The organism is Haliea alexandrii, assembly GCF_003719295.1.
Classification (GTDB): Bacteria; Pseudomonadota; Gammaproteobacteria; order Pseudomonadales; family Halieaceae; genus Haliea; species Haliea alexandrii.
This window is the reverse complement of record NZ_RFLW01000001.1, coordinates 1,122,171-1,145,046: the sequence shown is the minus strand read 5'-3', so window position 1 is coordinate 1,145,046 and position 22,876 is coordinate 1,122,171. Positions and strand designations below refer to the sequence as shown.

Sequence of the window (22,876 nt, the reverse complement as noted above, 5' to 3'; positions counted from 1 at the left end):
GCCCGACCTCCCCAAGCCATTGATTTACAGCCCGAATCCATCGCAGCCCGCACTCGCCTGACAGCCGCAAGGCCGCGTCAGCGCTGGCCATGCGGTGAGAATCGCCTCTCCACACGCCGCACGACGTTAACGATTTTGGCGCGCGCAAACAGGGTCATCAGGCATTCTGGAACGGTATTTGCAACACGTCCACCAACGCGGCACGGCGCCGCGAGGAGTGCGCGGTCGAGCGGTCCACTCAGTAACCCGGAGTAAGTCGTGACAGCGCCTCAAGCACACGTGCCACAGCGAGGCTGATGGCAACGCCAACGTGAGAAAGGAGAACAGAATGACAGGCACCAATTTTACCGTACCAGGCATGCAACAAAAGGAAGCTGCGAAAGTGATCACGCTGCTGGATGAGCGTATGGTGGCGCTGATTGACTTGGGCCTGACCCTGAAGCACGTGCACTGGAACGTTGTAGGACCCAACTTCATCGCGGTGCATGAAATGCTTGACCCACAGGTTGCGGCCACGCGCGAAATGGTAGATGCCATCGCCGAGCGCATTGCCACCCTGGGTGGCGTCCCGGTCGGCACGCCCGCCGCGCTGGTGAAGCGCCGCGACTGGGATGACTACTCGCTGCAACGGGCCCTCGCCAACGAACATCTGGCAGCGCTGGATATTGTCTACAACGGTATTGTTGCTGACCAGCGTAAGGCAATTGCCGAACTCGCAGAGCTGGACCCGGTGTCAGAAGACCTGCTGACCGGCCATGCCAAGGACCTCGAGCTGTTCCAGTGGTTCATTCGAGCGCACCTGGAATCCGGCAGTGGCGAGCTCCCCACCAAAGGTGTAACGACCGAGCGCGGCGCCGCCAAAAAGGCCTCCTAACGCCTGACAGGCATTTATAGCCGTCGCGAGGCTGTGGGGGCTCTGGCACAGGGCCGGAGCCCCGCGTTTCGCCTTATGTGAGTATGCCCTGCTCTCGTGGCTGGCCCCCGCTGCACGCAGCCCGTAGAATGCAGGCCCCTGCTCACTGACAAACGTTTCATGCCACTTCTCAAACTCGAATCCCTGCAACTTCACTACGGCACTCAGGTACTCCTTGATGATGTCGACCTGACCATCCGCCGCGGTGAACGCTGGGGCTTGCTGGGGCGCAATGGCGCAGGCAAGACCACACTGCTGCGAGTACTGGCAGGTGAACTGCAGACCGATTCCGGTGATCGCTGGCTGCGACCCGGGGTGCGCATCGCGCGCTTGCAACAGACACTGCCCGACGCCGACAGCAGCACCGTCTACGACGTGGTCGCCGAAGGACTGGCGGAGGCTGGCAAGCTGCTGGCGGAATACCACCGCCTGTTGCACGACGGCGATGACATCGATTTTGACCGTCTCAGTGCGGTACAACAGGCGCTGGAAGCCGCCGATGGCTGGACCCTGCAGCAGCGTGTGGAAACCACTATCACCCAGCTACAGCTGCCACAAGACGCCAGGATGGGCGAACTGTCCGGCGGCTGGCGCAGGCGTGTCGCCCTGGCGCGCGCGCTGGTGGCGGACCCCGACATCCTGCTGCTGGACGAACCCACCAACCACCTCGACATCCCCGCCATCCAGTGGCTGGAAACACAGCTGCAGCAATACCGCGGCGCGATTGTGCTGATTACCCACGACCGGCGCTTTCTGCAGAGCGTTGCCACGCGCATTGCGGAACTGGACCGCGGCCATCTCACCAGTTGGGAGGGTAGCTACCAGGGCTTCCTCGCCCACCGCGACCAGGCGCTGGAAGCGGAAGAGCGCGCCAATGCGCTGTTCGACAAGAAACTGGCGCAGGAAGAGGTGTGGATTCGCCAGGGCATCAAGGCGCGGCGCACCCGCAACGAGGGCCGCGTGCGGGCACTGGAAAAGATGCGCAGCGAACGCCAGCAACGCCGCGAGAAAGTGGGAAGTGCCAACTTCGTCGTGGAGGAGGCGAGTCGCTCCGGCAAGGTGGTGGCAGAGCTGGAAAACGTCAGCAAGCACTTCGACGACAAGACCGTCATTCGCAACTTTTCCAGCATCATCCAGCGCGGTGACCGGGTGGGTATTGTGGGCGCCAACGGTGCCGGCAAGTCGACCCTGGTCAAGCTGATCCTGGGCCAGCTGCAGCCGGATGAAGGCAGTGTGAAGCTGGGCACGAAACTGGAAATTGCCTACTCCGACCAGCTGCGCGGCAAACTGGAGCCGGAGCAGAATCTTATCGACAATGTCTGCGGCGGCCAGGAGTTCATCGAGCTGAACGGCAAGCGGCGCCATGCCATTTCCTACCTCGGTGACTTTCTGTTCAGCCCGGAGCGGGTGCGCACACCGGTAAAAGCACTGTCCGGGGGCGAGCAGAACCGCGCCATTCTGGCACGCCTGTTCAGCAAGCCCGCCAACCTGCTGGTACTGGACGAACCCACCAACGACCTCGACATTGAAACCCTGGAACTGCTGGAGGACATCCTGCTGTCCTTCGACGGCACGGTCATCCTGGTCAGCCACGACCGCGACTTCATGGACCATGTGGTGACCCAGCTGTTGATCCTGCGTGGAGACGGCACGGTGGAGGAGCAGGCGGGTGGCTACAGCGACTGGGAAGCGCGCGGTGGCCGGCTGGTGGAGCCGGAAACCCGGGGCCAGCAAATGCCGGCAAGCAAGCCCGAAACGCCCGCCCCTGTGGCGGCCAGCCCCGCATCAACCGCGCGCCGGAAACTGTCCTACAAGGAACAGCGCGAACTGGACACCCTGCCCGCGCGGATCGAGGAACTGGAGCAGAAGCAGGCTGCGCTGGAAGCACGCACTGCCGACCCGGCGTTCTACCAACAGAGCCGCGAATCCGTGGATGCCGTGCTCGCCGAGCTCAGTGAGTTGCAGGCGGCACTGGATACGGCCATCGAACGGTGGGCCGAGCTGGAAGCCTGAGTGCTGCGGCTGCGCAACCGCAGCCCCCTCAGCCCGCCTGCAGGACCTTGCCCACCGACTCCGCCAGGTAGTCGATGTTGGCCCCATTGATACCCGCAACATTGATACGCGACGAATCCAGCATGTACACGCTGTACTGTTCGCGCAGCGCGAGCGCCTGAGCGGCACTCAGCCCGAGAAAAGAAAACATGCCCTTCTCTCGCTCGATGAAACCGAAGTCACGCCCGGTACACTGCTCCAGCTTGCTCACCAGGCTGGTGCGCAAACCGTTGATGCGCCAGCACATGGCCTCCAGCTCGTTCCGCCAGTTTGCATTCAACTCGTCATCCTGCAGCACGCGCGCAGCGAGCAATGCGCCGTGGGCTGGCGGCATGGAGTAAATACGCCGCGCGGCCACCTGGGCTTGCGTGCGCAGTGCCGCGGCACTGGCGGGGTTGGCACTTACGAATAACGTCGCGCCGGTGCGCTCCCGATACAGCCCCATATTCTTGGAGCACGACGCGGCAATCAGAACTTCCGGGAGACGCTCAACCAGCAGGCGCAACCCGGCTGCATCCGCATCCAGGCCATCACCCAGACCCTGGTAGGCGATATCGACAAACGGCAGAAACCCCTGGCTTTCCGCCATGTCGGCGATCTCTGCCCATTGCTCCAGGCTGAGGTCGGCGCCGCAAGGGTTATGGCAGCAACCGTGCAACAACACCACATCACCGTGCCGCGCAGCCCTGAGGTCCTCGACCAGGGCATCGAAATTGACGCCGTGGCTCGCGGGATCATAGTAGCGGTAGGTTGCAAACTGCAGGCCTACGCTGCCCAGTAGCGGTATGTGCACCGGCCACGTGGGGTCGGACACCCACACTCTGGCACCGGGCGCAGCCGCGTTGATAATCTCGGCGCCAATGCGCAAGGCACCGCAACCACCCGGCGTCTGGATGCTGCTGACACGCCCGTCCAGCAAAGCCGGGCTACCCAGCCCGAGTACCAGCTGCTGCATGCCGCTGTTGAAATCAGGGTCCCCGGCAGGCGGCATATAGACTTTGGTGCGCTCGGCCTGTACCAGGGCGTCCTGCGCCAGGCGAATGGCATCAAACACCGGGCACAGGCCTTCCTCGTTCATGTACACGCCGAGCGTCAGATCGACCTTGCGCGGGTTGGGGTCAGCACGACAGGCGGCGGCTAGCCCGAGGATGGAATCCTCGGGAACCTGGGGCAAGCATTCGAGCATGAGGAAATTCTCCTGGGTCAAAGTTCCGCCAGCAAAGCGGTCAGGTAATGCCAGAACGGCGCCACAGTCGCGATGCACAAGCGCTCCGTGGGCGAGTGTGCGCCGCGAATTGTGGGGCCGAAGGACAGGATGTCGGCGCCGGGAAGTTTGCTTTTCAATATACCGCACTCGAGGCCGGCGTGAATCGCCTTGACCGCAGGCACGCTATCAAACAGGCGCTCGTGCAGTGCTTTGCCCCGTGCCAACAGCGGGCTGGCAAAGTCCGGCTGCCACCCGGGGTACCCGGCAATACGCTGTATGTGCAGCCCCGCCAGCTGCGCCAGTCCCTCGACCGCCATGCGCAGGCTGATAGCCTGTTCCGGATTGAAGAAACGCAAGCTGCTTTCCAGCTCCAGCTTGCCCGCGGCCAGCTGCAGGCGCGCCAGGTTGACACTCACGTCGACCAGGTCTGCCGGCTGCTCAAGGCTGTAGGCCTGTGCCCCGTGCGGTAACGCAGCGAGCACCCGCAACAGGTCCCGGCTGTCGGCGCTGCTCATCACCTGGGCAGGTTCTGCCGGGTAAAGCAGCAATTCGAGGCTGTGATCCGCCGCGGGCAAGTAACCCCGCCAACGCTGTTGCAATTCATCCAGACGCCGCTGCAGGGCCTCCGCATCGGCGCTGCTGCAGGCAAAGCTGATGTTGCCCTCGCGCGGAATGACATTGTGCGCCACACCCACACTGGCCGCAGCCAGCTGCAGCGAGCCAACAGGATCGAGCGCCTCCACCAGCAGCTTCAGCGCATTGCCCAATTGCAGGTGAATCTCGATGCCTGAATGGCCACCGGCCAGCCCCTTCAACTCCAGCGTCCAGCAGCCGAACTCAGCCGCGGGGGACTGCACGGCATAATCCCGCGAAAACACCCAGCCGGCACCACCGGCACAGCCCACGTACAGCTCGTGCCAGTCCTCGGTATCCAGGTTCAGCATGACACGCCCGCTGAGCAGGGAGGCATCCAGGCCCAGCGCACCGCCGAGGCCGGTCTCCTCATCCACGGTAAACAGAAGCTCCAGGGGCGGGTGCTGCACGTCCGGGTCCGTGAGCAGGGCCAGCGCCGCCGCGCAGCCCAGCCCGTTGTCCGCACCCAGTGTGGTCCGGTCCGCCAGCAGCCAGCCATCCTCCACTTTCAGCTGCAGGGGATCGCGATAGAAGTCGTGCTGCTTGTCGAGCGTTTTTACCGTCACCATATCCAGGTGATTCTGGATGATCACGGTAGCGTGTCCCTCGCGCCCGGCGGATGCCAACACATACACCACCAGGTTGCCGGTAGCATCCAGCTGCCAGCGGCAGTCGTGGGCCTCGGCCTGCCCGATCACGTAGTCGCGCACCGCCGCCTCCGCTTTGGAGGGCCTGGGAATACGGGTCAGCTGGTAGAAATGCTCCCAGATATGTTCCGGATCAACCGGAAAATCCCGCGGTTTCATGACGTGCTCCTCCCGCAACGTATGCTGCGCTTACATCAGCGCGAATTTGGCGATGAATATACCGGCGAGAAACCACGCGCCCGGGGAAATGTCGCGATAGCGGCCCGCGAACAACTTGATCACCGCGTAGCTGATAAAGCCCACGGCAATGCCGTTGGCGATGGAAAAGGACAGCGGGATCATCACGACGGTGACCAGTGCCGGCAGAAGCTCGGTCAGGTCATCCCAGAGCAGGCCCTGCAAGCTGCTCAGCATGAGCATGGCCACATACACCAGCGCCCCGGCCGTTGCGAAAGCGGGCACCATACTGGCGAGTGGCGCGAAAAAGATCGCCGCCAGGAACAGTGTGCCAACCACAACGGCGGTCAGCCCGGTGCGCCCACCCGCCGCCACGCCCGTCGCACTTTCCACATAACTGGTCACTGGAGCGCAGCCGAGGAAGGCGCCGACCACACTGGAGGTGCTATCAGCCTTCAGGGCGCGATCCAGGTGCTTGATGTTGCCCTGCGCATCGACAAGACCGGCGCGACTCGCCACCCCCAGCAGGGTTCCTGCGGTGTCGAACAGGTTCACGAACAGGAAGGCAATGACCACGCTGACCATCGCGAGGTCGAGCGCCCCGATGATGTCCAGCTGCATGAAGACTGGCGCCATACTCGGTGGCGCCGCCACCAGGCCACGGTATTCCACCAGCCCAAACAGCAACGCGAGCCCCGTGGTGACAAGAATACCGACGATGATGGCGCCGCGAACCTGACGCACAGAGAGCACCGCAATCAGCAGAAAACCCAGAGCGGCGAGGAACGGCTCAGGGCGAGTAAAGTCACCCAGGGTGAGCAATGTAGCTTCGCTGGCCACAATCACACCGCCACTCTTGAGGCCGATGAATCCCACGAACAAGCCCACGCCGGCCCCCATCGCCACACGCAGATTCATCGGAATACTATCCAGCATCCAGCGGCGCAAACGGGTAATACTCATGATCACAAACAGCACACCGGCGAGAAATACCGCACCCAGCGCTACCTGCCAGCTATAGCCCATATCGGCGACGACCGTGTAGGTGAAGAACGCATTGAGACCCATGCCCGGCGCCAGGCCGACCGGCCAGTTGGCGTACAGACCCATGAAGTAGCAGGCGAGCGCCGAGGCAAGGCAGGTGGCGACGAAAGCTGCGGAGGCATCCATGCCCGCCGCAGCCATCAACTGCGGATTGACGAAAATGATATAGGCCATGGTGACGAATGTGGTCGCCCCGGCAATGACCTCGGTACGCACCGAGGTACCGTGCTCAGAGAGCTTGAAAAGGCGTTCAAGAAGGCCGTTGGCCACGTTAACCTGGTTCATCGGATGGCCTGGTTCCTCTGCGGATGGGCGCTCGGCGCTAGAAGCCAAAGTGTACGCAATCGCCGCGAGTGGCACCATAGTGCAGTCGCCGAACCCGAGCTATGGTAGCCTCACAGCCGGTAGCCACGACGATCAACAGGGACAAAGAACCGATGCACAAGTACTACATCAGCGCCCAGCAGTTGCTGGAAGATTCCTTCAAGTTGGCCTGGCAGGTCTACGAGAGTGGCTATCGTCCCAATTACATCGTCGGCGTGTGGCGTGGTGGCGCACCGGTCGGTATCGCCGTGCAGGAACTGCTGGATGTGCTGGGGGTCAACGCAGACCACATCGCTATCCGCACGTCGTCCTACACCGGCATCGGTCAGCGTGACCGCCATGTGAAGGTACACGGTTTGAGTTATATCATCCGCCAGCTTGAGTCAGAGGATTCACTGCTGATCGTCGATGACGTACACGACACGGGGCTGTCCATCGATCAGGTGATACTGGACCTGCACCGTGCCTGCAAGAAAAATACGCCCGAGATTCGCATCGCCACCCCCTACTACAAACCCGGCAACAACCGGACCGAGCGGGTGCCGGAGTACTACATTCATGAGACCGCTGACTGGCTGGTGTTCCCGCATGAATTGCACGGTTTGACCCTGGAGGAGATTCGCGCCAACAAACCCGAACTCGCCAGCATCATGGGGCAGCTGCAGCAACACCTGCAGACCGCCGGTAACCGCTAGTCGCGGGTGAAGGCGCGCACGATGTCGGCGTGCTGCGGAAATGCCTCGAGCAGCGCTGCGCGCTTGCCCAGTGCCATATCGGCGTAATCGAACCCCGGGGCCACCGCTTCACTGATCAACCCGTATTCACCCGAGGGCAGATGGGAAGCTTTCCACACACCGCCCCGCACTGTGAGCTGCAGGCGCTGGCCCGCAGCCAGATCCGGCCCCAGCACGGCCGTTTCCAGACGGCCATCCGGATGCAGCAAGTAATACTTCACAGGCGACCCCAGATGATAGAAGTGCACGATATCGGACTCATTCCGGTGCAGGTGCCCGATAGGTGAATCATCGGTGAGCAGGTAGTGGATCGCCGTCATGGTGTAGCGTGGACCCGCCGGCGTGGCCACTCTGGGCCGATGATCGGGCTGGAAAGTGCGGGCAAAATAGCCACCCTCAACATGTGGCTGCAGTCCCAGAGCAGCGATGATTGCCGCCTTGCCACTACCCTCGGCGGCATCGTCTGCACACGCCCCGCCGGTGGCCACCGCGGCCACACAGGCCATTAACACCCGAGTCCATTTCACAATGTGTCCTCCTGCCCGGCTTGCAACGCCTCGCGGATACGACCGCTGATCCGGGTGACGTTGGCGCGCAGACCCTGCTCGTCGATGGTGAGTACTTTACGGTCCTGCATCAGTACCTCGCCGGCGACTATCGTGGTTTGCACATCGTCGCTGCCCAATACATAAACGAGATGCGATTGCACATCATAGAGCGGCATCTGGTGGGTCTGGCTGACGTCCAACTGAATCATGTCGGCCTGCATCCCCGCCTTCAATTGGCCGATGTCGCCGCTTTTGTGGATCGCGGCAGCGCCCAGCCGAGTGGCCATGGCCAGCGCCTGGCTCGCCGGTAGTGCCGTGGGATCGCCGCTGATGACTTTATGCAGCAGAGCCGCCATACGCACCTCCTCCCACAGATCCAGATCATTGTTGGAGGCGGCGCCATCAGTTCCCAGGCCAACGTTGACCCCGGCAGCGAGCATGGCACTGACCGGCGCAACACCCGCTCCCAGCTTCATGTTGGAGGTGGGGTTGTGAATAGCCCCCACGCCGGCAGACGCGGTGCGTGCGATATCGGCGGGATCCAGTTGCACCATGTGCGCCGCAATCAGTGGCGAGCTGAACATGCCGAGCCCGGCGACATGCTGCACCGGGGTGGTGTCGAACTGTTCCAGCACGTAGTCACGCTCGGCTGGGGCCTCCGCCAGGTGCATGCTGATGGGCGCCCCGCGCGCCGCAGCTTTTTCCACCGTTGCCTGCAGGTGTTCCGGGGAGACCGTGTAGGGAGCATGCGGCGCAAATGCAGGCGTGATCCGCGGGTGTTTCCCCTGCCAGCGCTGCACGAAATCGTCAGCGGCAGCAAAGGAATCGTCCCAGCCACTGAACCCCGGGCTGGGGTAGTCAATATGCGGTGCACCGACCACGGCGCGCAGGCCACAGCGCTCGACGACCGCGGCGATCTCGTCGGGATAAAAATACATGTCGACAAATGTCGTGGTGCCGCCGCGGATCATTTCCCAGCAGGCCAGCTGTGCGCCCACGCGCACGAACTCCGGTGTCACGAAACGGCCTTCCATAGGGAAAACGTACTGGTTGAGCCAGGTCATGAGATCGAGGTCGTCAACCATGCCACGAAACAGGGTCATGGCCGAATGCGTGTGGCCGTTTATCAACCCCGGCATCAACACACGCCCCGCTCCCGAAATCGTCGACACTGCGCGCCAACCGGCGTCGATGCGCGCACGAGGGCCCACATCGACAATCCTATCGCCTTGCACCACCACGGCGCCGTCCTGCAGTTGCGGCTGCGCCTCGTCCATGGTGAGCACGTAGTCGCCATAGACAATGAGGTCGGCTTGCTGGGCGGACGTTGCCCACACGGCCAAGGGGCTGGCCAGCACAGCAGTCAGGAAACACGGTAAAAAAGCCTTCAACACACTTCTCCTCCTCCCCGGGGTATGGGGGTATGGGGCAACGGACAGATTCCGGGTTTCCAGCGCTAATGCCCAGCTTGGCATTGATTTCAACATGGTCAAATAGTGGTATTTTTCCCATGCGGGGCTGCGCACCTTGGCTCAACAGCGTAAATTTCACGCTATGAGCCGTCAAGGCCATCCGCGGGCACCAGACCCCATTTTGCGCTCTGCAAGACTGCAACTCTCAGCATCCATCCCGATCATTCAGGAGACTTACTCATGAAGCGCATAACCGTACCCCGGTTGGCCCTCACTGCCGCCATCGCCGCAGCCACTACCGCAACCGCCCCGGCCATGGCGCAGCTGGAAGAAATCATCGTCACGGCACAGAAGCGCGAGCAAAGCCTGCTCGACGTGCCGCTTTCCGTCGCCACCCTGTCTGGCGAGCGTTTCAGCGCCATCTTTGAAGGCGGCGCCGACATTCGCGGGCTGTCGGCCCGTGTTCCCGGGCTGTATGTCGAGTCTTCCAATGGCCGTGCGGCGCCCCGTTTCTACATGCGCGGACTGGGCAATATCGATTTCGACCTGGCGGCATCGCAGCCGGTCTCCATCATTATGGACGATGTGGTCAAGGAAAACGTGGTGCTGAAGAGCTTTCCGCTGTTCGACGTGGAGCAGGTGGAAGTGCTGCGCGGACCACAGGGGTCCCTGTTCGGCAGAAACACGACGGCGGGCATCGTCAAGTTCGACTCCCGCAAACCAACCCGTGAGCTTGAGGGCCGCGCCAAGGTCGATATCGGCGAGCTGGACACCCTGAACTTCGAAGGCGCCGTGGGCGGTGGCCTGACCGACACCGTTGCCGGCCGCATAGCCGTGTTGTACCAGAGCCGCGGCGACTGGATCGACAACGGGTTTACCGGAGAAAACGACGCACTGGGCGGCTTCACCGAGAAAGCCGTAAAGGGTTTCCTGCTGTTTGAACCCAACGACCGGCTGAGCGCCCTGCTCGGCGCCCACCACCGCGACCTGGACGGCACCGCCGCCGTATTCCGCGCCAATATTTTCGATACCGGCAGCAACAGCCTGAACGAAAACTACATTCGCGACACCGTGTTCTTTGACGAGGGTGACAACAACCCGCAGGAGTATCGGAATACCGGCCTCAACCTGAAACTGGAATACGCCTTTGACGCCGTAACACTGACCTCCATCACCGCGGGTGAAGATGCCAAGGGGCGCAGCCTGGGGGATATCGATGGTGGTTTCGGTGCCTCGTTCCTGCCCTTCATGGGCCCCGGCTTCATCCCCTTCCCTTCGCAAACACAGGATGCAGCAGATGTGCAGCAGTTCACCCAGGAACTGCGCCTCGCCAGCAACAGCGGTGAGCGGCTTAACTGGCAGACCGGCCTGTTTTACTTCGACTCAGACCTGGATGTGGAAACCAGCCCGTTCTTCGTGCCGGCAACCACGGTAACCCACGAAAACACCTCCATCGCCGTTTTCGGCCAGGCCGATTATGCCCTCAGCGATGCCTGGACCCTCACCGCGGGCCTGCGCTGGACTGACGATGAAAAGGACTTTTTTGCACCGGGCTTCGAGGAAAGCGTGTCGGACGATCAGGTCACCGGCGACCTGGCGCTGTCGTTCGCAGCGGATGACGCCTCGCTGTACTGGGCCAAGGTGGGGACCGGGTTTCGCGCGCCCACCATTCAGGGCCGCGATGTGGCATTCGGTGCTGCGCCCTCGATTGCCGATTCAGAAACGGTCATCTCCTATGAACTGGGCTACAAGGCAGAGTATCTCGAGGGGCGTATGCGCCTGAATGCGGCGCTGTTCTACTACGAGGTCGACGACATTCAGTTCACCGCCGTGGGTGGCACCAACAACACCATTCAGCTGGTAAACGCGGAGCAGGGCACAGGCATGGGCGGTGAGCTCGACCTGGAATGGGCGGTGACCGACAACTTGTCATTGACCTTCGGCGCCGGCTATGTCGACACCGAAATAAACGATGACACGCTGCGGGTTGGCCCCTGTGGCAGCGGCGCCTGCACCATCCGCAACCCGATCGACGCCGACGGACTGGTGCTTGTCGATGGCAACCCGTTCCCACAGGCACCCGAAACCACCTTCAACTTCAGCGCTGCCTGGAGCATGCCGGTAGGCCGCGAGTCTGAAGTGTTCGCTTTTACTGACTGGTCCTACCAGGGCGACACGCAGCTGTTCCTCTATGACGCGGTGGAGTTTGCGACCGACGGCCAGTTCGAGGGCGGCGTGCGCCTCGGTTGGCGGCTGCGCGATGGCAGCTATGAGGTGGCGCTGTTTGGCCGCAACATCACGGATGAAGAAAACGTGCAGGGTGCCATCGACTTCAACAACCTGACGGGCTTCACCAACGAGCCGCGCGTGTGGGGTCTGTCGCTCTCCAGCGCTTTTTAAAGGCCTGACCGCAATCGGCGGGCCGGCGCAGAAACGTCGACCCGCCTACAAGCCAAACCCAGAGGACAGCAGGCCATGATGAAAGCCGCTTTGCTTACACTACTTGCCGCACTTTTTGCCAGTGTTGGTGCCGGCGCCGCTGACGCAGACAGCATCGCGCCTATTCCGGTCAAGGTCGTGGTGGTCACCATGTTTGAAACCGGCGCCGACACCGGCGACAAGGCGGGAGAATTCCAGCGCTGGTACGAACGTGTGCCGCTGGACACGCGCTTCCCCGCACCGCACATGCACCACGACATACACATGAATCTTGAATCCGGCGTGCTCGGTATCGTCACTGGCATGGGCACCGCCAACGCCGCCGCCAGCGTCATGGCACTGGGCCTGGACCCGCGCTTTGACCTGAGCAAGGCCTACTGGCTGGTTGCCGGCATTTCCGGCTTCGACCCAGCGGACGCCTCGCTGGGTTCGGTGGCCTGGGCCGAATGGCTGGTGGACGGCGATCTGGCGCACGAAATCGACAGCCGCGAAATCCCCGAGGGCTGGAATCACGGCTATTTCCCGTTGTTCAGCCAGGGGCCAGAAGACGCCTCACGCAAGAGTTACAACCTGGGCGAAGTCTTCCGGCTCAACACCGGGCTGGTCAACTGGGCCTACGGCCTGACCAGAGACATGCCCCTCCCCGACCACCCCACGCTGGAGGCGGCGCGCAAGCCCTATGTCGATTACCCGGTCGGGCAACAGCCGCCACGGGTGATCAAGGGAGACCAGCTGGCCGCCATGACCTTCTGGCATGGTGAACTGCTCAATGACTGGGCCAACGAGTGGGTCAAATACTGGACTGACGGCCAGGGCGAATTCGTCAGCTCCGCGATGGAAGACACCGGTACCTTTCAATCACTCACTTACCTCGACGCGGCCGGCAAGGTGGATAAAGACCGGGTGATGGTACTGCGCACCGCCTCCAACTTCACCCTGCCTCCGCCGGGCAAAACCGCTGCGGCGTACCTGCTGGAAGAACAGCATGACAGCTACGCGGGGCTGGATGCGGCGCTGGAAAACGCCTACCAGGTGGGCAGGAAGGTCATCGATACACTGCTGGCCGACTGGGAGCAGCACGCTCGGCAGATACCTGCCGCCAACTAACCCCGGGCAGCGCTGCCCAAAGCGTGTGCGGACAGTCGGGCGTAAATCGCTTCCGCCTGCTCACACATGGCTTCGCACTGCGGCGGCAGCGCCACTTCAGCCAGGGGCTGCTCGTTCACCGCCTGGAACCCGGTTGACGCCTCTACCGCGGCATACCAGTGCGGTGCCCACACGCCGTCGCTGTCCCGGCTGCCAGCGGGCCAGCTGAGCATCGCCGCGCTGAATGGAATGCCCACGCCTTCGCACAGCGCCCGCAACACGCCTTCAGGGTCGGCCAGTGTCGCGGCGGAATCGATCACCGGGGGCGCTGCACCCAGCCGGTCCGCAACGCGCTGGAACAGCTCCCACTGCTGCACAAAACCCAGCTCCTCGAGCGCAAACTCGGGACGCACGCGAGCGTAGGACGCGATGATCCGGCGCGGCTGTCGAATCAGAAAGCAGTTCACCAGGCCGTCTGTCCAGGCCATGTCCATCGCCGGAAGGATATGTTGCGTCATGTGCTTCTGGTAGAACAGGGTACAGCGGTCCCGGTCTGCGGTGGCCGGCAATTCCTCACACAACTGACGCGCCACTTCACGCCAATCGCAACTCATGCTCGCCTTCACTGCTTCGCCGGCCGGGTGGTCCAACCCGGTGGCTTGCAGGTAATAGCCGTAAAACGGCTCATCCACCACCGCGCAATCCGCCCGGTTCTCGAACGCGCGCATCAACGCCGTACTGATATTGCGCGGGCCAGACCACATGGCCAATCGAAGCGTCTGCATGTGACTAACCCCGCGGATGTAGCTGGCCGGGGCCGGCGATGTAGCGCGCGACCGTTTCCCGGTACTGCCCCTGCAGGCGCTTGATAACCGGACGCTCTGCATCGGGCTCGCCAATCGTGCGGCCATCCACCTCGGTTACTGGCACCAGGCCGGCAAAGGTGCCGGTAACAAATGCTTCTTCAGCGTTATACACATCAGTGAGCGTGAAATTGGTCTCGCGCACGGTGAGGCCGAGCTCCCGACCCATTTCCAGCACCTTGCCGCGCGTGATGCCGTCGAGGCAGTAGTCCCCGGTCGAGGTCCATATTTCACCGCGGCGTACAATAAAGAAGTGCGTCGAGTTGCAGGTTGCGACAAACCCGTGTGGGTCCAGCATCAGTGCCTCGTCGGCACCGGCCTTGGTCGCCTGGATGCAGGCGCCGATGCAGTTGAGCTTCGAGTGTGTGTTCAGCGCGGGGTCCTGCACGTCCGAGTAGCCGCGGCGCACATACACTGTATACAGCCGCACGCCCTTCTCCACCACTTCGGGCAGCGCCTCTTTGTATTCGGGAATGATCACCACCGTCGGCGGCGTGATCGTCATGCGTGGATCCTGGTAGGGCGTTGCCTTCACACCCCGCGACACCATCAGCCGAATGTGCACGCCATCGTGCATGCCGTTTGCCGCCAGCAATGCGTACAAGCGGGCGGCCAGTTCCTCGCGGGTGAAATCGGGCTGGAAATCCAGCGTTTTCATCCCCTCGAACAGGCGCTCCAGGTGCCGTTCCAGAAACAGCACCGTATCGCCCTCGACACGCAGGCCTTCCCACACGCCATCGCCCAGGATAAACCCCGAGTCGAACACGGAAATACGCGCCTCGGCACGCGGCACAATCGTGCCATTGATCTCGATGAGGATAGATTCATTGCGCGGATCGCCCGCGTACTCATGCGTGCCTTTCATGCCTGTGCTCCCGGAACGGTTTTCTGCGCGCGCTATTGTGCGCTATTCGGGCCGCAAGTACATCCGTGGTAAAATCGCGCCACCTCCAAAACACCCAGGCAGGCACTACCCGTGGCCGAACAACGCGACAACATCTACGCGCAACCCGTACCCGAGCCGACCGCATTCCGCTTCGATGACCGGGTGGCCCAGGTGTTCCCGGACATGATCCGCCGCTCCGTGCCAGGCTACAGCACCATCATCGCCATGACCGGCCTGCTCGCGGGGCGCTTCGCCACACCGGGCAGCCGCCTCTACGACCTCGGCTGCTCCCTCGGCGCGTCCACCCTCGCCATGCGCCAGAACGTGCAACACGGTGACTGCCGGATTGTCGGCGTCGACAACTCCGCCGCAATGCTTGAGCGCTGCCGCGGCGTTATGGATACCGACAGCCACGAAGTCCCCGTGGATCTCGTGTGCAGCAATCTGCAGGACGTGCATGTCACCGATGCCTCGGTGGTGGTGCTCAACTTCACCCTGCAGTTCATCGCCCGCGAAGAACGCGACGCCGTCATTCAGCACATTTACGACGGCCTGCGACCGGGGGGCATCATGGTGCTCTCGGAAAAAGTCACCTTCGAGGACCCGCACCTCGACGCCCTCAACATTGACCTGCACCACGACTTCAAACGCGCCAACGGTTACAGCGACCTGGAAATTGCGCAAAAACGCGATGCGCTGGACGGTTTCCTGCGGCGCGAAACACTGCAGCAGCACCGCAAGCGCTGCCACGACGCCGGTTTTGGCAGCTGTGACGTGTGGTTCCAGTGCTTCAACTTCGCCTCACTGATAGCCCTTAAATGATCGACTACGGCCCGCTGATAGACCGCTGGCAACAAGATGCCCAACTGGCACCCTGGGCCGAGCGCCTGCACGCACAGATCGCCAGTGGCCTTGCCGTCGAACGCTACGGCGACCTGCCGCGCTGGCTCGAAGCCCTCGCGGCCCTGCCCGATATCACACCAACAACTCGCCGGCTCACCAGCGCCCGCGTGGGCGCCGACCGGCAGCCCGCGCTGGATGAGGCACAGATATCCGCCCTGCGCGATACCCTGCAGCGTCTGCATCCCTGGCGCAAAGGGCCCTTCGACCTGTTCGGCGTGCACATCGACACCGAGTGGCGCTCCGACTGGAAGTGGGAACGACTGCAGCACGGCCTTGACGACCTCACTGGCCGCCGCGTACTCGATGTGGGTTGTGGCAGCGGCTATCACTGCTGGCGCATGGCCGGCGCCGGGGCCCGGGAGGTCATCGGCATCGACCCTACGCCGCTGTTTGTCGTGCAGTACTGGGCGTTGCAGAAATACCTGCAGCACTCCGGCGTGTGGGTGTTACCGCTGGGCATTCAACACGTGCCCGCCAAGCTGCAGGCGTTTGACAGTGTGTTTTCCATGGGAGTGTTGTATCACCGCCGCTCGCCGATGGATCACCTGCAGGAGCTGCGCGACTGTCTGCGTCCCGGCGGGCAGCTCATCCTGGAAACACTGGTCATCGACGGGCCTCTGGGCGCCACCCTGGTACCCGAGGGGCGCTATGCGCGCATGGGAAATGTCTGGTTCCTGCCCAGCCCCGACACGCTGGTGTCCTGGCTGCGCAAGCTGAAATTCCGTGATGTGGCACTGGTGGATGTCTCGACTACCCGCGTCGAGGAGCAGCGGCAGACCGAGTGGATGCGCTTTCAGTCATTGGCTGACTTTCTCGACCCCGAGGATGCCACGCGCACGATAGAGGGGTATCCGGCGCCGATGCGGGCTGTGGTGACGGCCCGGGCGCCGTAATGCTTGCGGGTGGGCTCGGCGGGTAGCACGGACGTGGTGGCGGGCGGCTCGATGGGCGGCGCAGGCTTGGAGGCGGGCGGCTCGACGGCTGGGGGCGAGCAGGACACGCCGTGAACCCATCCCTGGGGGCTTGAAGGAAACATCCCTGTTTCCTACAGTCCTGCTCGCCCCCAGCCGCCGCGCCACCCTGCGCATTGGGCTTGTGGTGCCAGAATTTACTTCCGAGCGACGCTGCACCCCGCGCCTTGAATGCCAGACTTCACCACCCAAGCCGCATGTGCCGGTGTGGGCGGCCCTCAATGCAACGCCTTCTCCCGCCGATGCTCATGAAACACATACTCAAATACCTCCCGGTAGTTGCGCGCAAAGCGCACCTCCAGCCCCTCCCGCAAATACGCCGGCAACTCATCGAAATCACGCCGGTTGGCCGCAGGCAGAATCAGCTCGGGTATCTTCATGCGTCGCGCCGCGATCACCTTCTCGCGAATACCACCCACCGGCAGCACCTGCCCAGTCAGGGTCAACTCCCCCGTCATCGCCAGCGGCCGTTTGATCCGCTCATTGCGCGCCAGGGAAATGAGGGCGGTTGCCATGGTAATGCCGGCACTGGGGCCGTCCTTCGGCGTGGCACCCTCCGGCACGTGCAGGTGCACCAGGCTGGTGTCGAAGAAATCGTAGTCACAGTCGAAGTCCCGCAGGTGTGCCACCACATAACTGTAGGCAATCTCCGCTGACTCGCGCATGGTCTCACCCAAGCGCCCCGTGAGTTTGAAACCACTGTTCAGGGTGTGCACCTTGGAGGACTCGATCGCCAGCGTGGCCCCGCCCATGGCCGTCCAGGCCAGTCCGGTGGCAACTCCCGGGCCGCGCAACAGCTTCTCGGTGTGAAACACCGGTTGACCCAGCAAGGTTTCAATATCCTTCTTGCCGATGCGCACGCGCTGCTCGCCGCCCTCCAGCAGGCTGACAATGGATTTGCGGATGATGCGTGCCAGCTGCTTTTCCAGGTTGCGCACACCGGCTTCGCGGCAGTAGCTCTCGATCACCGATTTCAACGCGGCGTCGTTTATCTTCAGCTGCTCAGCCTTGAGGCCATGCCGCTGCAGTAGCCGGGGCCACAGATGGTTGCGCGCAATGGCCAGCTTTTCCTCGGCGATGTAGCCGGCCAGGCGCAGCACTTCCATGCGGTCCAGCAGCGGTCCGGGAATGCTGTCGATCTGGTTGGCGGTGCAGATAAACAGCACCTTGGAAAGATCCACACGCATATCCAGATAGTGATCGAGAAATTCAGCGTTCTGTTCCGGGTCCAGCACTTCCAGCAGGGCCGACGCGGGGTCGCCCTGGAAGGATGCACCGATCTTGTCGATCTCATCCAGCATGATCACCGGATTGGCCACTTTCACATCCTTGAGTGCCTGCACGAACTTGCCCGGCATCGCCCCGATGTAGGTACGGCGGTGACCCTTGATTTCCGCTTCGTCGCGCATGCCACCGAGGCTGAAGCGGTAGAACTCCCGTCCCAGGGCATCAGCCACGGAGCGCCCGATGCTGGTTTTGCCTACGCCAGGCGGGCCAACCAGCAAGAGAATGGAGCCGCTGATCTCGCCCTTGAAGGCGCCCACAGCAAGGAACTCGAGGATGCGCTGCTTGACGTCGTCCAGGCCATCGTGATGCGCGTTGAGTGTCTCCCGCGCATGGCCGAGTTCGAGCTGATCCTCCGAGTGAATACCCCAGGGCACTTGCGTGGCCCAGTCGAGGTAGTTGCGGGTGACACCGTACTCGGGGGAACCGCTCTCCAGCACCGAAAGCTTGTGCAACTCTTCGGCGATACGCTCGCGCACGGGCTCTGTTGGCTTCAGGGCGGCGAGCCGCTCTTCGAAAAGCTCCAGGTCGGTACTGCGATCATCCTTGGACAGGCCGAGTTCTTTCTGGATGACTTTCAGCTGTTCGCGCAGAAAAAACTGGCGCTGCTGCTCCGAAACCTTTTCATTCACCTGGCTGGTGATGTGGGTTTGCATCTCCGCCACTTCACGCTCTTTGCGCAGCAGCACCAGCACTTTTTCCATGCGCGCCAGCAGGGGCAGCGTATCGAGAATCTCCTGCAGCTGGTCCCCCTTGGCCGTGGTCAGGGCGGCGGAGAAATCCGCCAGCAGACTGGGCTGGTTGGGGCTGAAGTTGGCCATGTAGTGCTTCAGCTCTTCGCTGTACAGCGGGTTCAGTGGCAACAGTTCCTTGATCTGCTGAATGAGCGCCATGGCATAGGCCTTGACCTCGTCGCTGTCGCGATCTCCCGAGCTGCGCGGGTACTCAACCTGCACCCGGTAGGGCGCAGAATCCGTGAGCCAGCGCACGATACGGAAACGCTTCACCCCCTGCACCAGGAACTGGCCGGGGCCATTGGCGCCGGGTGGCCGGTGCAGGCGCGCAACGCAGCCTATTTCCGGAAACTGGCGGGGACCGATGTTGTCGGCGCCCTGCTGTTCCACATAACTCAGGCCCACCAGTCCGTGTCCTTCCGCGGCGATAGCCTCCAGCGTGGGAGCCCATTCCTGCGGGTTGATCGCAACGGGCTGCACCTGACCGGGGAAAAACGGGCGCTGCGGCACCGGAATCACATACAGCGTATCGGGAAGCATATCGCTCGCCACTGCCGGGGCCTGGGACCCTGTGGCGTGTGTGTCCGACTCGTCTGGTGCAAATTTAGGGGCCTTGCTCATGCTTGCCTGCCTGTTTCAACTGCGGGGTTATCCGCCAGATATGGGCTCGACGCGCGGTATTTCAAGAGAGTAACCACAGAGCCATTTTTCAGCAGCCGGCGCTGGGAGTATACTGGCGACAGTTGAATCGCACTTCAAACCGCACGACTGATACAGGAGTCCACAGTGCATATTGACAAGGCCACTGAAGCCGAACTGCGCGCTGCGCTTGCCGATCTCCACGAACAGTACGATGCCCTGGCAGCGAAAAACCTGAACCTGGACCTCACCCGCGGCAAACCCAGCGCGGCACAGGTTGCCCTCTCCGACGCGCTGGACGGCATTCTGGACGGCGACTACCGCGCGGCGGACGGCAGTGATGCTCGCAACTACGGTGGTCTCGAGGGCCTGCCGGAGGCGCGCGCCCTGTTTGCCGCGGTGCTGGGTGCGGCGCCGGAGGAAACGCTGGTCGGCGGCAACAGCAGCCTGACCCTCATGTACCAGGTTATGGACTTCGCCCTGCGCGAGGGCTTGCGCGGCGCGGAATCCGCCTGGGGCAATCGGGCACAGGTGAAGTTCCTGTGCCCGGTACCCGGTTACGACCGCCACTTTTCCGTGTGTGAATACCTCGGTATCGAGATGATACCCGTGCGTCTGCTCGACTCAGGCCCGGATATGGAGCAGGTAGAGGCGCTGGTTGCCGCCGACGCTGATATCAAGGGCATCTGGTGTGTACCCCGCTTCTCCAACCCCACCGGCTGCGTCTACAGTGCAGATACCGTAGAACGCCTTGCGCGCCTGCCGCAGGTCGCGTCTGCCAATTTTATCGTCATGTGGGACAACGCCTACGCGGTGCACACCCTGCAGGAGGACGCCCCCACTCTGGACAGTATCACCGCCCACGCGCGCGAGCTCGGGACTATGGACGGCATTTTCCAGTTCGGGTCCACCTCCAAGATCACCTTCGCCGGCGCGGGTGTTGCGTTCGTCGGCAGCAGCGAACGCAACCTTGCCGCCTTCCGGGCCCACCTCGCGTTCCAGACTATCGGCCCCGACAAGGTCAATCAGTTGCGTCACGTGCGGTTCCTCAAGGACAGCGAGACCCTCCGTGCCCACATGCGCCGACATGCGGCACTGCTCAAGCCGCGTTTCGATGTGGCACTGGGTACGCTCGAGCGGGAACTGGCCGGCAGTGGCATGGGCAGCTGGACGACCCCGCAGGGCGGCTACTTTGTCTCTTTCGACGCGCTGCCGGGGCTGGCGTCAGAGATTGTGGCGCTCGCGGGCAACGTCGGTGTGAAGCTCACGCCAGCCGGTGCCACCTTTCCCTACGGCAAGGACCCGGACAACCGCAATATCAGGCTCTCACCCAGCTTCCCGGCGCAGGACGATGTACAGGCGAGCGTGGACGTGTTCGTGTTGTGCGTGAAAATCGCGTCGATCAAGCAGCGGCTGGGCCGCTAGAAGGCAGTGTGAGGACGCCTGCCACGCAGTGGCGGGCGCATTGCCTGCGGTCAGTCGTCGCCGCTGTGGTGGGGCTGCATGCCGGGCACGGGGAAGGCCGTCACGTTGCTGCGTGAACCGGGGGCGGCCTCGGATATCTTGCCCGTGCCTTCCTTGTCCACCTCGTCGATACGAATAATCGCCTGCAGCGGAATGTAACTGCGTTTTACCCCGCTGAACTCATGCTTCAGCTTTTCCTCACTGGGGTCGACAAGAATCTGTGAACGCTCGCCGAAGACGAACTCCTCGATTTCGATGAAGCCCCACATGTCGCTCTGGTAGATCTGGCGCGCGAACACCTCGAACACCTGGTTCGCGTTGTGGAAAATCACCTTGTACACAGGTTGGTTGGCCATGCTGTCCTCGTGAGGCGTTGCGCCGGGCGGTTCCGCGGCAAGTGCGCTAAAACCGGGGGGAGGCGATGTTACCACTCCCGGCACAAATTACCACTATCTGCCACCCGGGCCGGCTAGGTTTCCGGGGTATGAATCTGTATAATTCACCCCCTTTTTACAACAACCGGCCAGAAACCGACCGCGGTGCGCCGACGAGGCTCAGTGAGCAAAAAGCTGTACATCAAGACCCACGGCTGCCAGATGAACGAGTATGACTCGGCGCGCATGCGCGATCTGCTGCAGGCCAGTCACGGTCTCACGCCCACAGACAACCCTGAAGAAGCGGATGTCCTGCTGCTCAATACCTGCTCGATTCGTGAGAAAGCCCAGGAAAAGGTGTTCCACCAGCTGGGCCGCTGGAAGCACTTGAAGCAGAAGAATCCCGACCTGATCATCGGCGTGGGCGGCTGTGTCGCCAGCCAGGAGGGCGCCGAGATCGGCAAGCGCGCGCCGTATGTCGACCTCGTCTTCGGGCCGCAAACCCTGCACCGGCTGCCCGCGATGATGGAGCAGCGCGGCCCCGCTGGCACCCTGGTGGTCGATGTCAGCTTCCCGGAAATCGAGAAATTCGATCGCCTGCCAGAGCCCAGCGTTGACGGGCCCACCGCCTTCGTATCGGTGATGGAGGGCTGCAGCAAGTACTGCACGTTCTGCGTGGTGCCTTACACCCGTGGGGAAGAAGTGTCGCGGCCCGTGGATGATGTCATTGCGGAAGTGGCGCACCTCGCCGGCGAGGGCGTGCGCGAAGTCAACCTGCTCGGGCAGAACGTCAACGCCTACCGCGGTGCCAACCACCTCGGTGAGGTCGTCGATTTTGCCGAGCTGCTGCACCTGGTGGCGCGCATTCCGGGCATCGAGCGCATCCGCTACACCACGTCGCACCCGGTCGAGTTCAGCGATGCGCTGATTGACGCCTACGCGGAAATTCCGCAGCTGGTCGACCATCTCCACCTGCCCGTGCAGAGTGGCTCTGACCGGATTCTCATGGCCATGAAGCGCGGCCACACGGCACTTGAATACAAGTCGAAAATCCGCCGGTTGCGCCGTATACGCCCGAACATCAGTATTTCTTCAGATTTCATTATCGGCTTCCCGGGCGAAACCGAAACGGATTTCGCCGCTACCATGAAGCTGGTTGAAGACATCGGGTTCGATACGTCCTTCAGCTTCGTCTACAGCGCGCGCCCCGGTACACCCGCGTCAGAGCTGCCGGACACCACCGATGAAGGCACCAAGAAGCAGCGCCTGCAGATTCTGCAGGCGCGTATTCTGCAGGAAGCGCAGGCCATCAGCCGCCGTATGGTGGGCACGGTGCAGCGCGTGCTGGTCACGGGTGTCTCCAAGAAAGACCCGGGCGAACTGCAGGGCCGGACCGAGAACAACCGGGTGGTGAATTTTCACTGCACCGACCGCAGCTTGATCGGCGCATTTGCCGACCTTGAGATTGTCGACGCGCTGCCGAACTCACTGCGTGGCCAGCTGGCACAGGCGCCGCTGTTGCGCGCGGTTGACTAGTCGGCA

The 22,876-nt window shown here is 62.6% G+C and carries 18 protein-coding genes and 1 pseudogene; 10 read left to right on the top strand and 9 right to left on the bottom strand.

The annotated features are described in order from the left end of the window. Positions 1 to 328 precede the first annotated feature (328 nt). The 3 genes and pseudogenes from dps (at position 329) to EGJ68_RS18480 (ending at position 2,926) form a co-directional block, all read left to right on the top strand. A complete protein-coding gene (gene dps / locus EGJ68_RS05230) occupies positions 329 to 874 on the top strand; it encodes a DNA starvation/stationary phase protection protein Dps (RefSeq protein ID WP_123033437.1) in 546 nt (181 codons plus the stop codon). A 159-nt stretch (positions 875 to 1,033) separates the two neighbouring features. Continuing rightward, positions 1,034 to 2,488, top strand: a pseudogene (locus EGJ68_RS05225) (ATP-binding cassette domain-containing protein); the annotation flags it as partial. Between the two features lie 30 nt (positions 2,489 to 2,518). After that, positions 2,519 to 2,926, top strand: coding sequence for an ATP-binding cassette domain-containing protein (locus tag EGJ68_RS18480; protein WP_408609903.1), 408 nt, complete (start codon positions 2,519 to 2,521; stop codon positions 2,924 to 2,926). 28 nt (positions 2,927 to 2,954) lie between these two features. On the opposite strand, the gene EGJ68_RS05220 is transcribed toward EGJ68_RS18480, so the two are convergent. From EGJ68_RS05220 to EGJ68_RS05210, 3 genes are read right to left on the bottom strand one after another with little or no spacing between them, the layout of a single operon-like run. After that, on the bottom strand, positions 2,955 to 4,151 hold the full coding sequence (locus tag EGJ68_RS05220; protein WP_123033435.1) for an amino acid aminotransferase: 1,197 nt from the start codon (positions 4,149 to 4,151) through the stop codon (positions 2,955 to 2,957). 17 nt (positions 4,152 to 4,168) lie between these two features. Then, complete coding sequence (pepD, locus tag EGJ68_RS05215) at positions 4,169 to 5,611, bottom strand: beta-Ala-His dipeptidase (protein WP_123033434.1); 1,443 nt, start codon at positions 5,609 to 5,611, stop codon at positions 4,169 to 4,171. Between the two features lie 30 nt (positions 5,612 to 5,641). Further along, complete coding sequence (locus EGJ68_RS05210; protein WP_123033433.1) at positions 5,642 to 6,958, bottom strand: NCS2 family permease; 1,317 nt, start codon at positions 6,956 to 6,958, stop codon at positions 5,642 to 5,644. A gap of 152 nt (positions 6,959 to 7,110) precedes the next feature. Between EGJ68_RS05210 and EGJ68_RS05205 the strand changes: the two genes are divergently transcribed. Continuing rightward, the gene (locus EGJ68_RS05205) at positions 7,111 to 7,692 is read left to right on the top strand and encodes a phosphoribosyltransferase (RefSeq protein WP_123034054.1); all 582 of its coding nucleotides are present in this window, start codon (positions 7,111 to 7,113) and stop codon (positions 7,690 to 7,692) included. On the opposite strand, the gene EGJ68_RS05200 is transcribed toward EGJ68_RS05205, so the two are convergent. Next, positions 7,689 to 8,258: a cupin domain-containing protein gene (locus EGJ68_RS05200; RefSeq protein WP_233248676.1), complete on the bottom strand. Its 570-nt coding sequence runs from the start codon at positions 8,256 to 8,258 to the stop codon at positions 7,689 to 7,691. The genes EGJ68_RS05205 and EGJ68_RS05200 overlap by 4 nt on opposite strands. Further along, complete coding sequence (locus EGJ68_RS05195; RefSeq protein ID WP_158283503.1) at positions 8,255 to 9,673, bottom strand: amidohydrolase family protein; 1,419 nt, start codon at positions 9,671 to 9,673, stop codon at positions 8,255 to 8,257. The genes EGJ68_RS05200 and EGJ68_RS05195 overlap by 4 nt, the downstream gene beginning before the upstream one ends. A 258-nt stretch (positions 9,674 to 9,931) precedes the next feature. Here EGJ68_RS05195 and EGJ68_RS05190 point away from each other — a divergent pair, with 258 nt between their 5' ends. Further along, positions 9,932 to 12,091: a TonB-dependent receptor gene (locus EGJ68_RS05190; protein ID WP_123033430.1), complete on the top strand. Its 2,160-nt coding sequence runs from the start codon at positions 9,932 to 9,934 to the stop codon at positions 12,089 to 12,091. A gap of 75 nt (positions 12,092 to 12,166) precedes the next feature. After that, complete coding sequence (locus EGJ68_RS05185) at positions 12,167 to 13,237, top strand: purine nucleoside permease (protein WP_123033429.1); 1,071 nt, start codon at positions 12,167 to 12,169, stop codon at positions 13,235 to 13,237. Here EGJ68_RS05185 and EGJ68_RS05180 read toward each other — a convergent pair. Together EGJ68_RS05180 and EGJ68_RS05175 are read right to left on the bottom strand one after the other, a co-directional pair. Then, positions 13,234 to 14,001, bottom strand: a complete 768-nt coding sequence (locus EGJ68_RS05180; RefSeq protein ID WP_123033428.1) for a sulfotransferase-like domain-containing protein — start codon at positions 13,999 to 14,001, stop codon at positions 13,234 to 13,236. The genes EGJ68_RS05185 and EGJ68_RS05180 overlap by 4 nt on opposite strands. Before the next feature lie 4 nt (positions 14,002 to 14,005). Beyond that, the gene (locus tag EGJ68_RS05175) at positions 14,006 to 14,944 is read right to left on the bottom strand and encodes an aminotransferase class IV (RefSeq protein ID WP_123033427.1); all 939 of its coding nucleotides are present in this window, start codon (positions 14,942 to 14,944) and stop codon (positions 14,006 to 14,008) included. Positions 14,945 to 15,055: 111 nt separating this feature from the next. On the opposite strand from EGJ68_RS05175, the gene cmoA reads away from it, so the two are divergent. Next, on the top strand, positions 15,056 to 15,787 hold the full coding sequence (gene cmoA, locus EGJ68_RS05170) for a carboxy-S-adenosyl-L-methionine synthase CmoA (protein WP_123033426.1): 732 nt from the start codon (positions 15,056 to 15,058) through the stop codon (positions 15,785 to 15,787). After that, complete coding sequence (cmoB, locus tag EGJ68_RS05165) at positions 15,784 to 16,761, top strand: tRNA 5-methoxyuridine(34)/uridine 5-oxyacetic acid(34) synthase CmoB (protein ID WP_123033425.1); 978 nt, start codon at positions 15,784 to 15,786, stop codon at positions 16,759 to 16,761. Before cmoA ends, cmoB begins: the two co-directional genes overlap by 4 nt. A gap of 296 nt (positions 16,762 to 17,057) precedes the next feature. Here cmoB and lon read toward each other — a convergent pair whose 3' ends face one another. Further along, positions 17,058 to 19,478 (bottom strand): endopeptidase La, encoded by a 2,421-nt coding sequence (lon, locus tag EGJ68_RS05160; protein WP_123033424.1) that lies wholly within the window; start codon positions 19,476 to 19,478, stop codon positions 17,058 to 17,060. A 165-nt stretch (positions 19,479 to 19,643) separates the two neighbouring features. Between lon and EGJ68_RS05155 the strand changes: the two genes are divergently transcribed. Then, complete coding sequence (locus EGJ68_RS05155) at positions 19,644 to 20,921, top strand: aminotransferase class I/II-fold pyridoxal phosphate-dependent enzyme (protein ID WP_123033423.1); 1,278 nt, start codon at positions 19,644 to 19,646, stop codon at positions 20,919 to 20,921. A gap of 50 nt (positions 20,922 to 20,971) precedes the next feature. Here the strand turns inward: EGJ68_RS05155 and EGJ68_RS05150 are convergent, their stop codons facing one another. Then, on the bottom strand, positions 20,972 to 21,316 hold the full coding sequence (locus tag EGJ68_RS05150) for a DUF1820 family protein (protein ID WP_035529419.1): 345 nt from the start codon (positions 21,314 to 21,316) through the stop codon (positions 20,972 to 20,974). Positions 21,317 to 21,517: 201 nt separating this feature from the next. Between EGJ68_RS05150 and miaB the strand changes: the two genes are divergently transcribed. Further along, positions 21,518 to 22,870: a tRNA (N6-isopentenyl adenosine(37)-C2)-methylthiotransferase MiaB gene (miaB, locus tag EGJ68_RS05145; RefSeq protein ID WP_123033422.1), complete on the top strand. Its 1,353-nt coding sequence runs from the start codon at positions 21,518 to 21,520 to the stop codon at positions 22,868 to 22,870. Positions 22,871 to 22,876 lie beyond the last annotated feature (6 nt).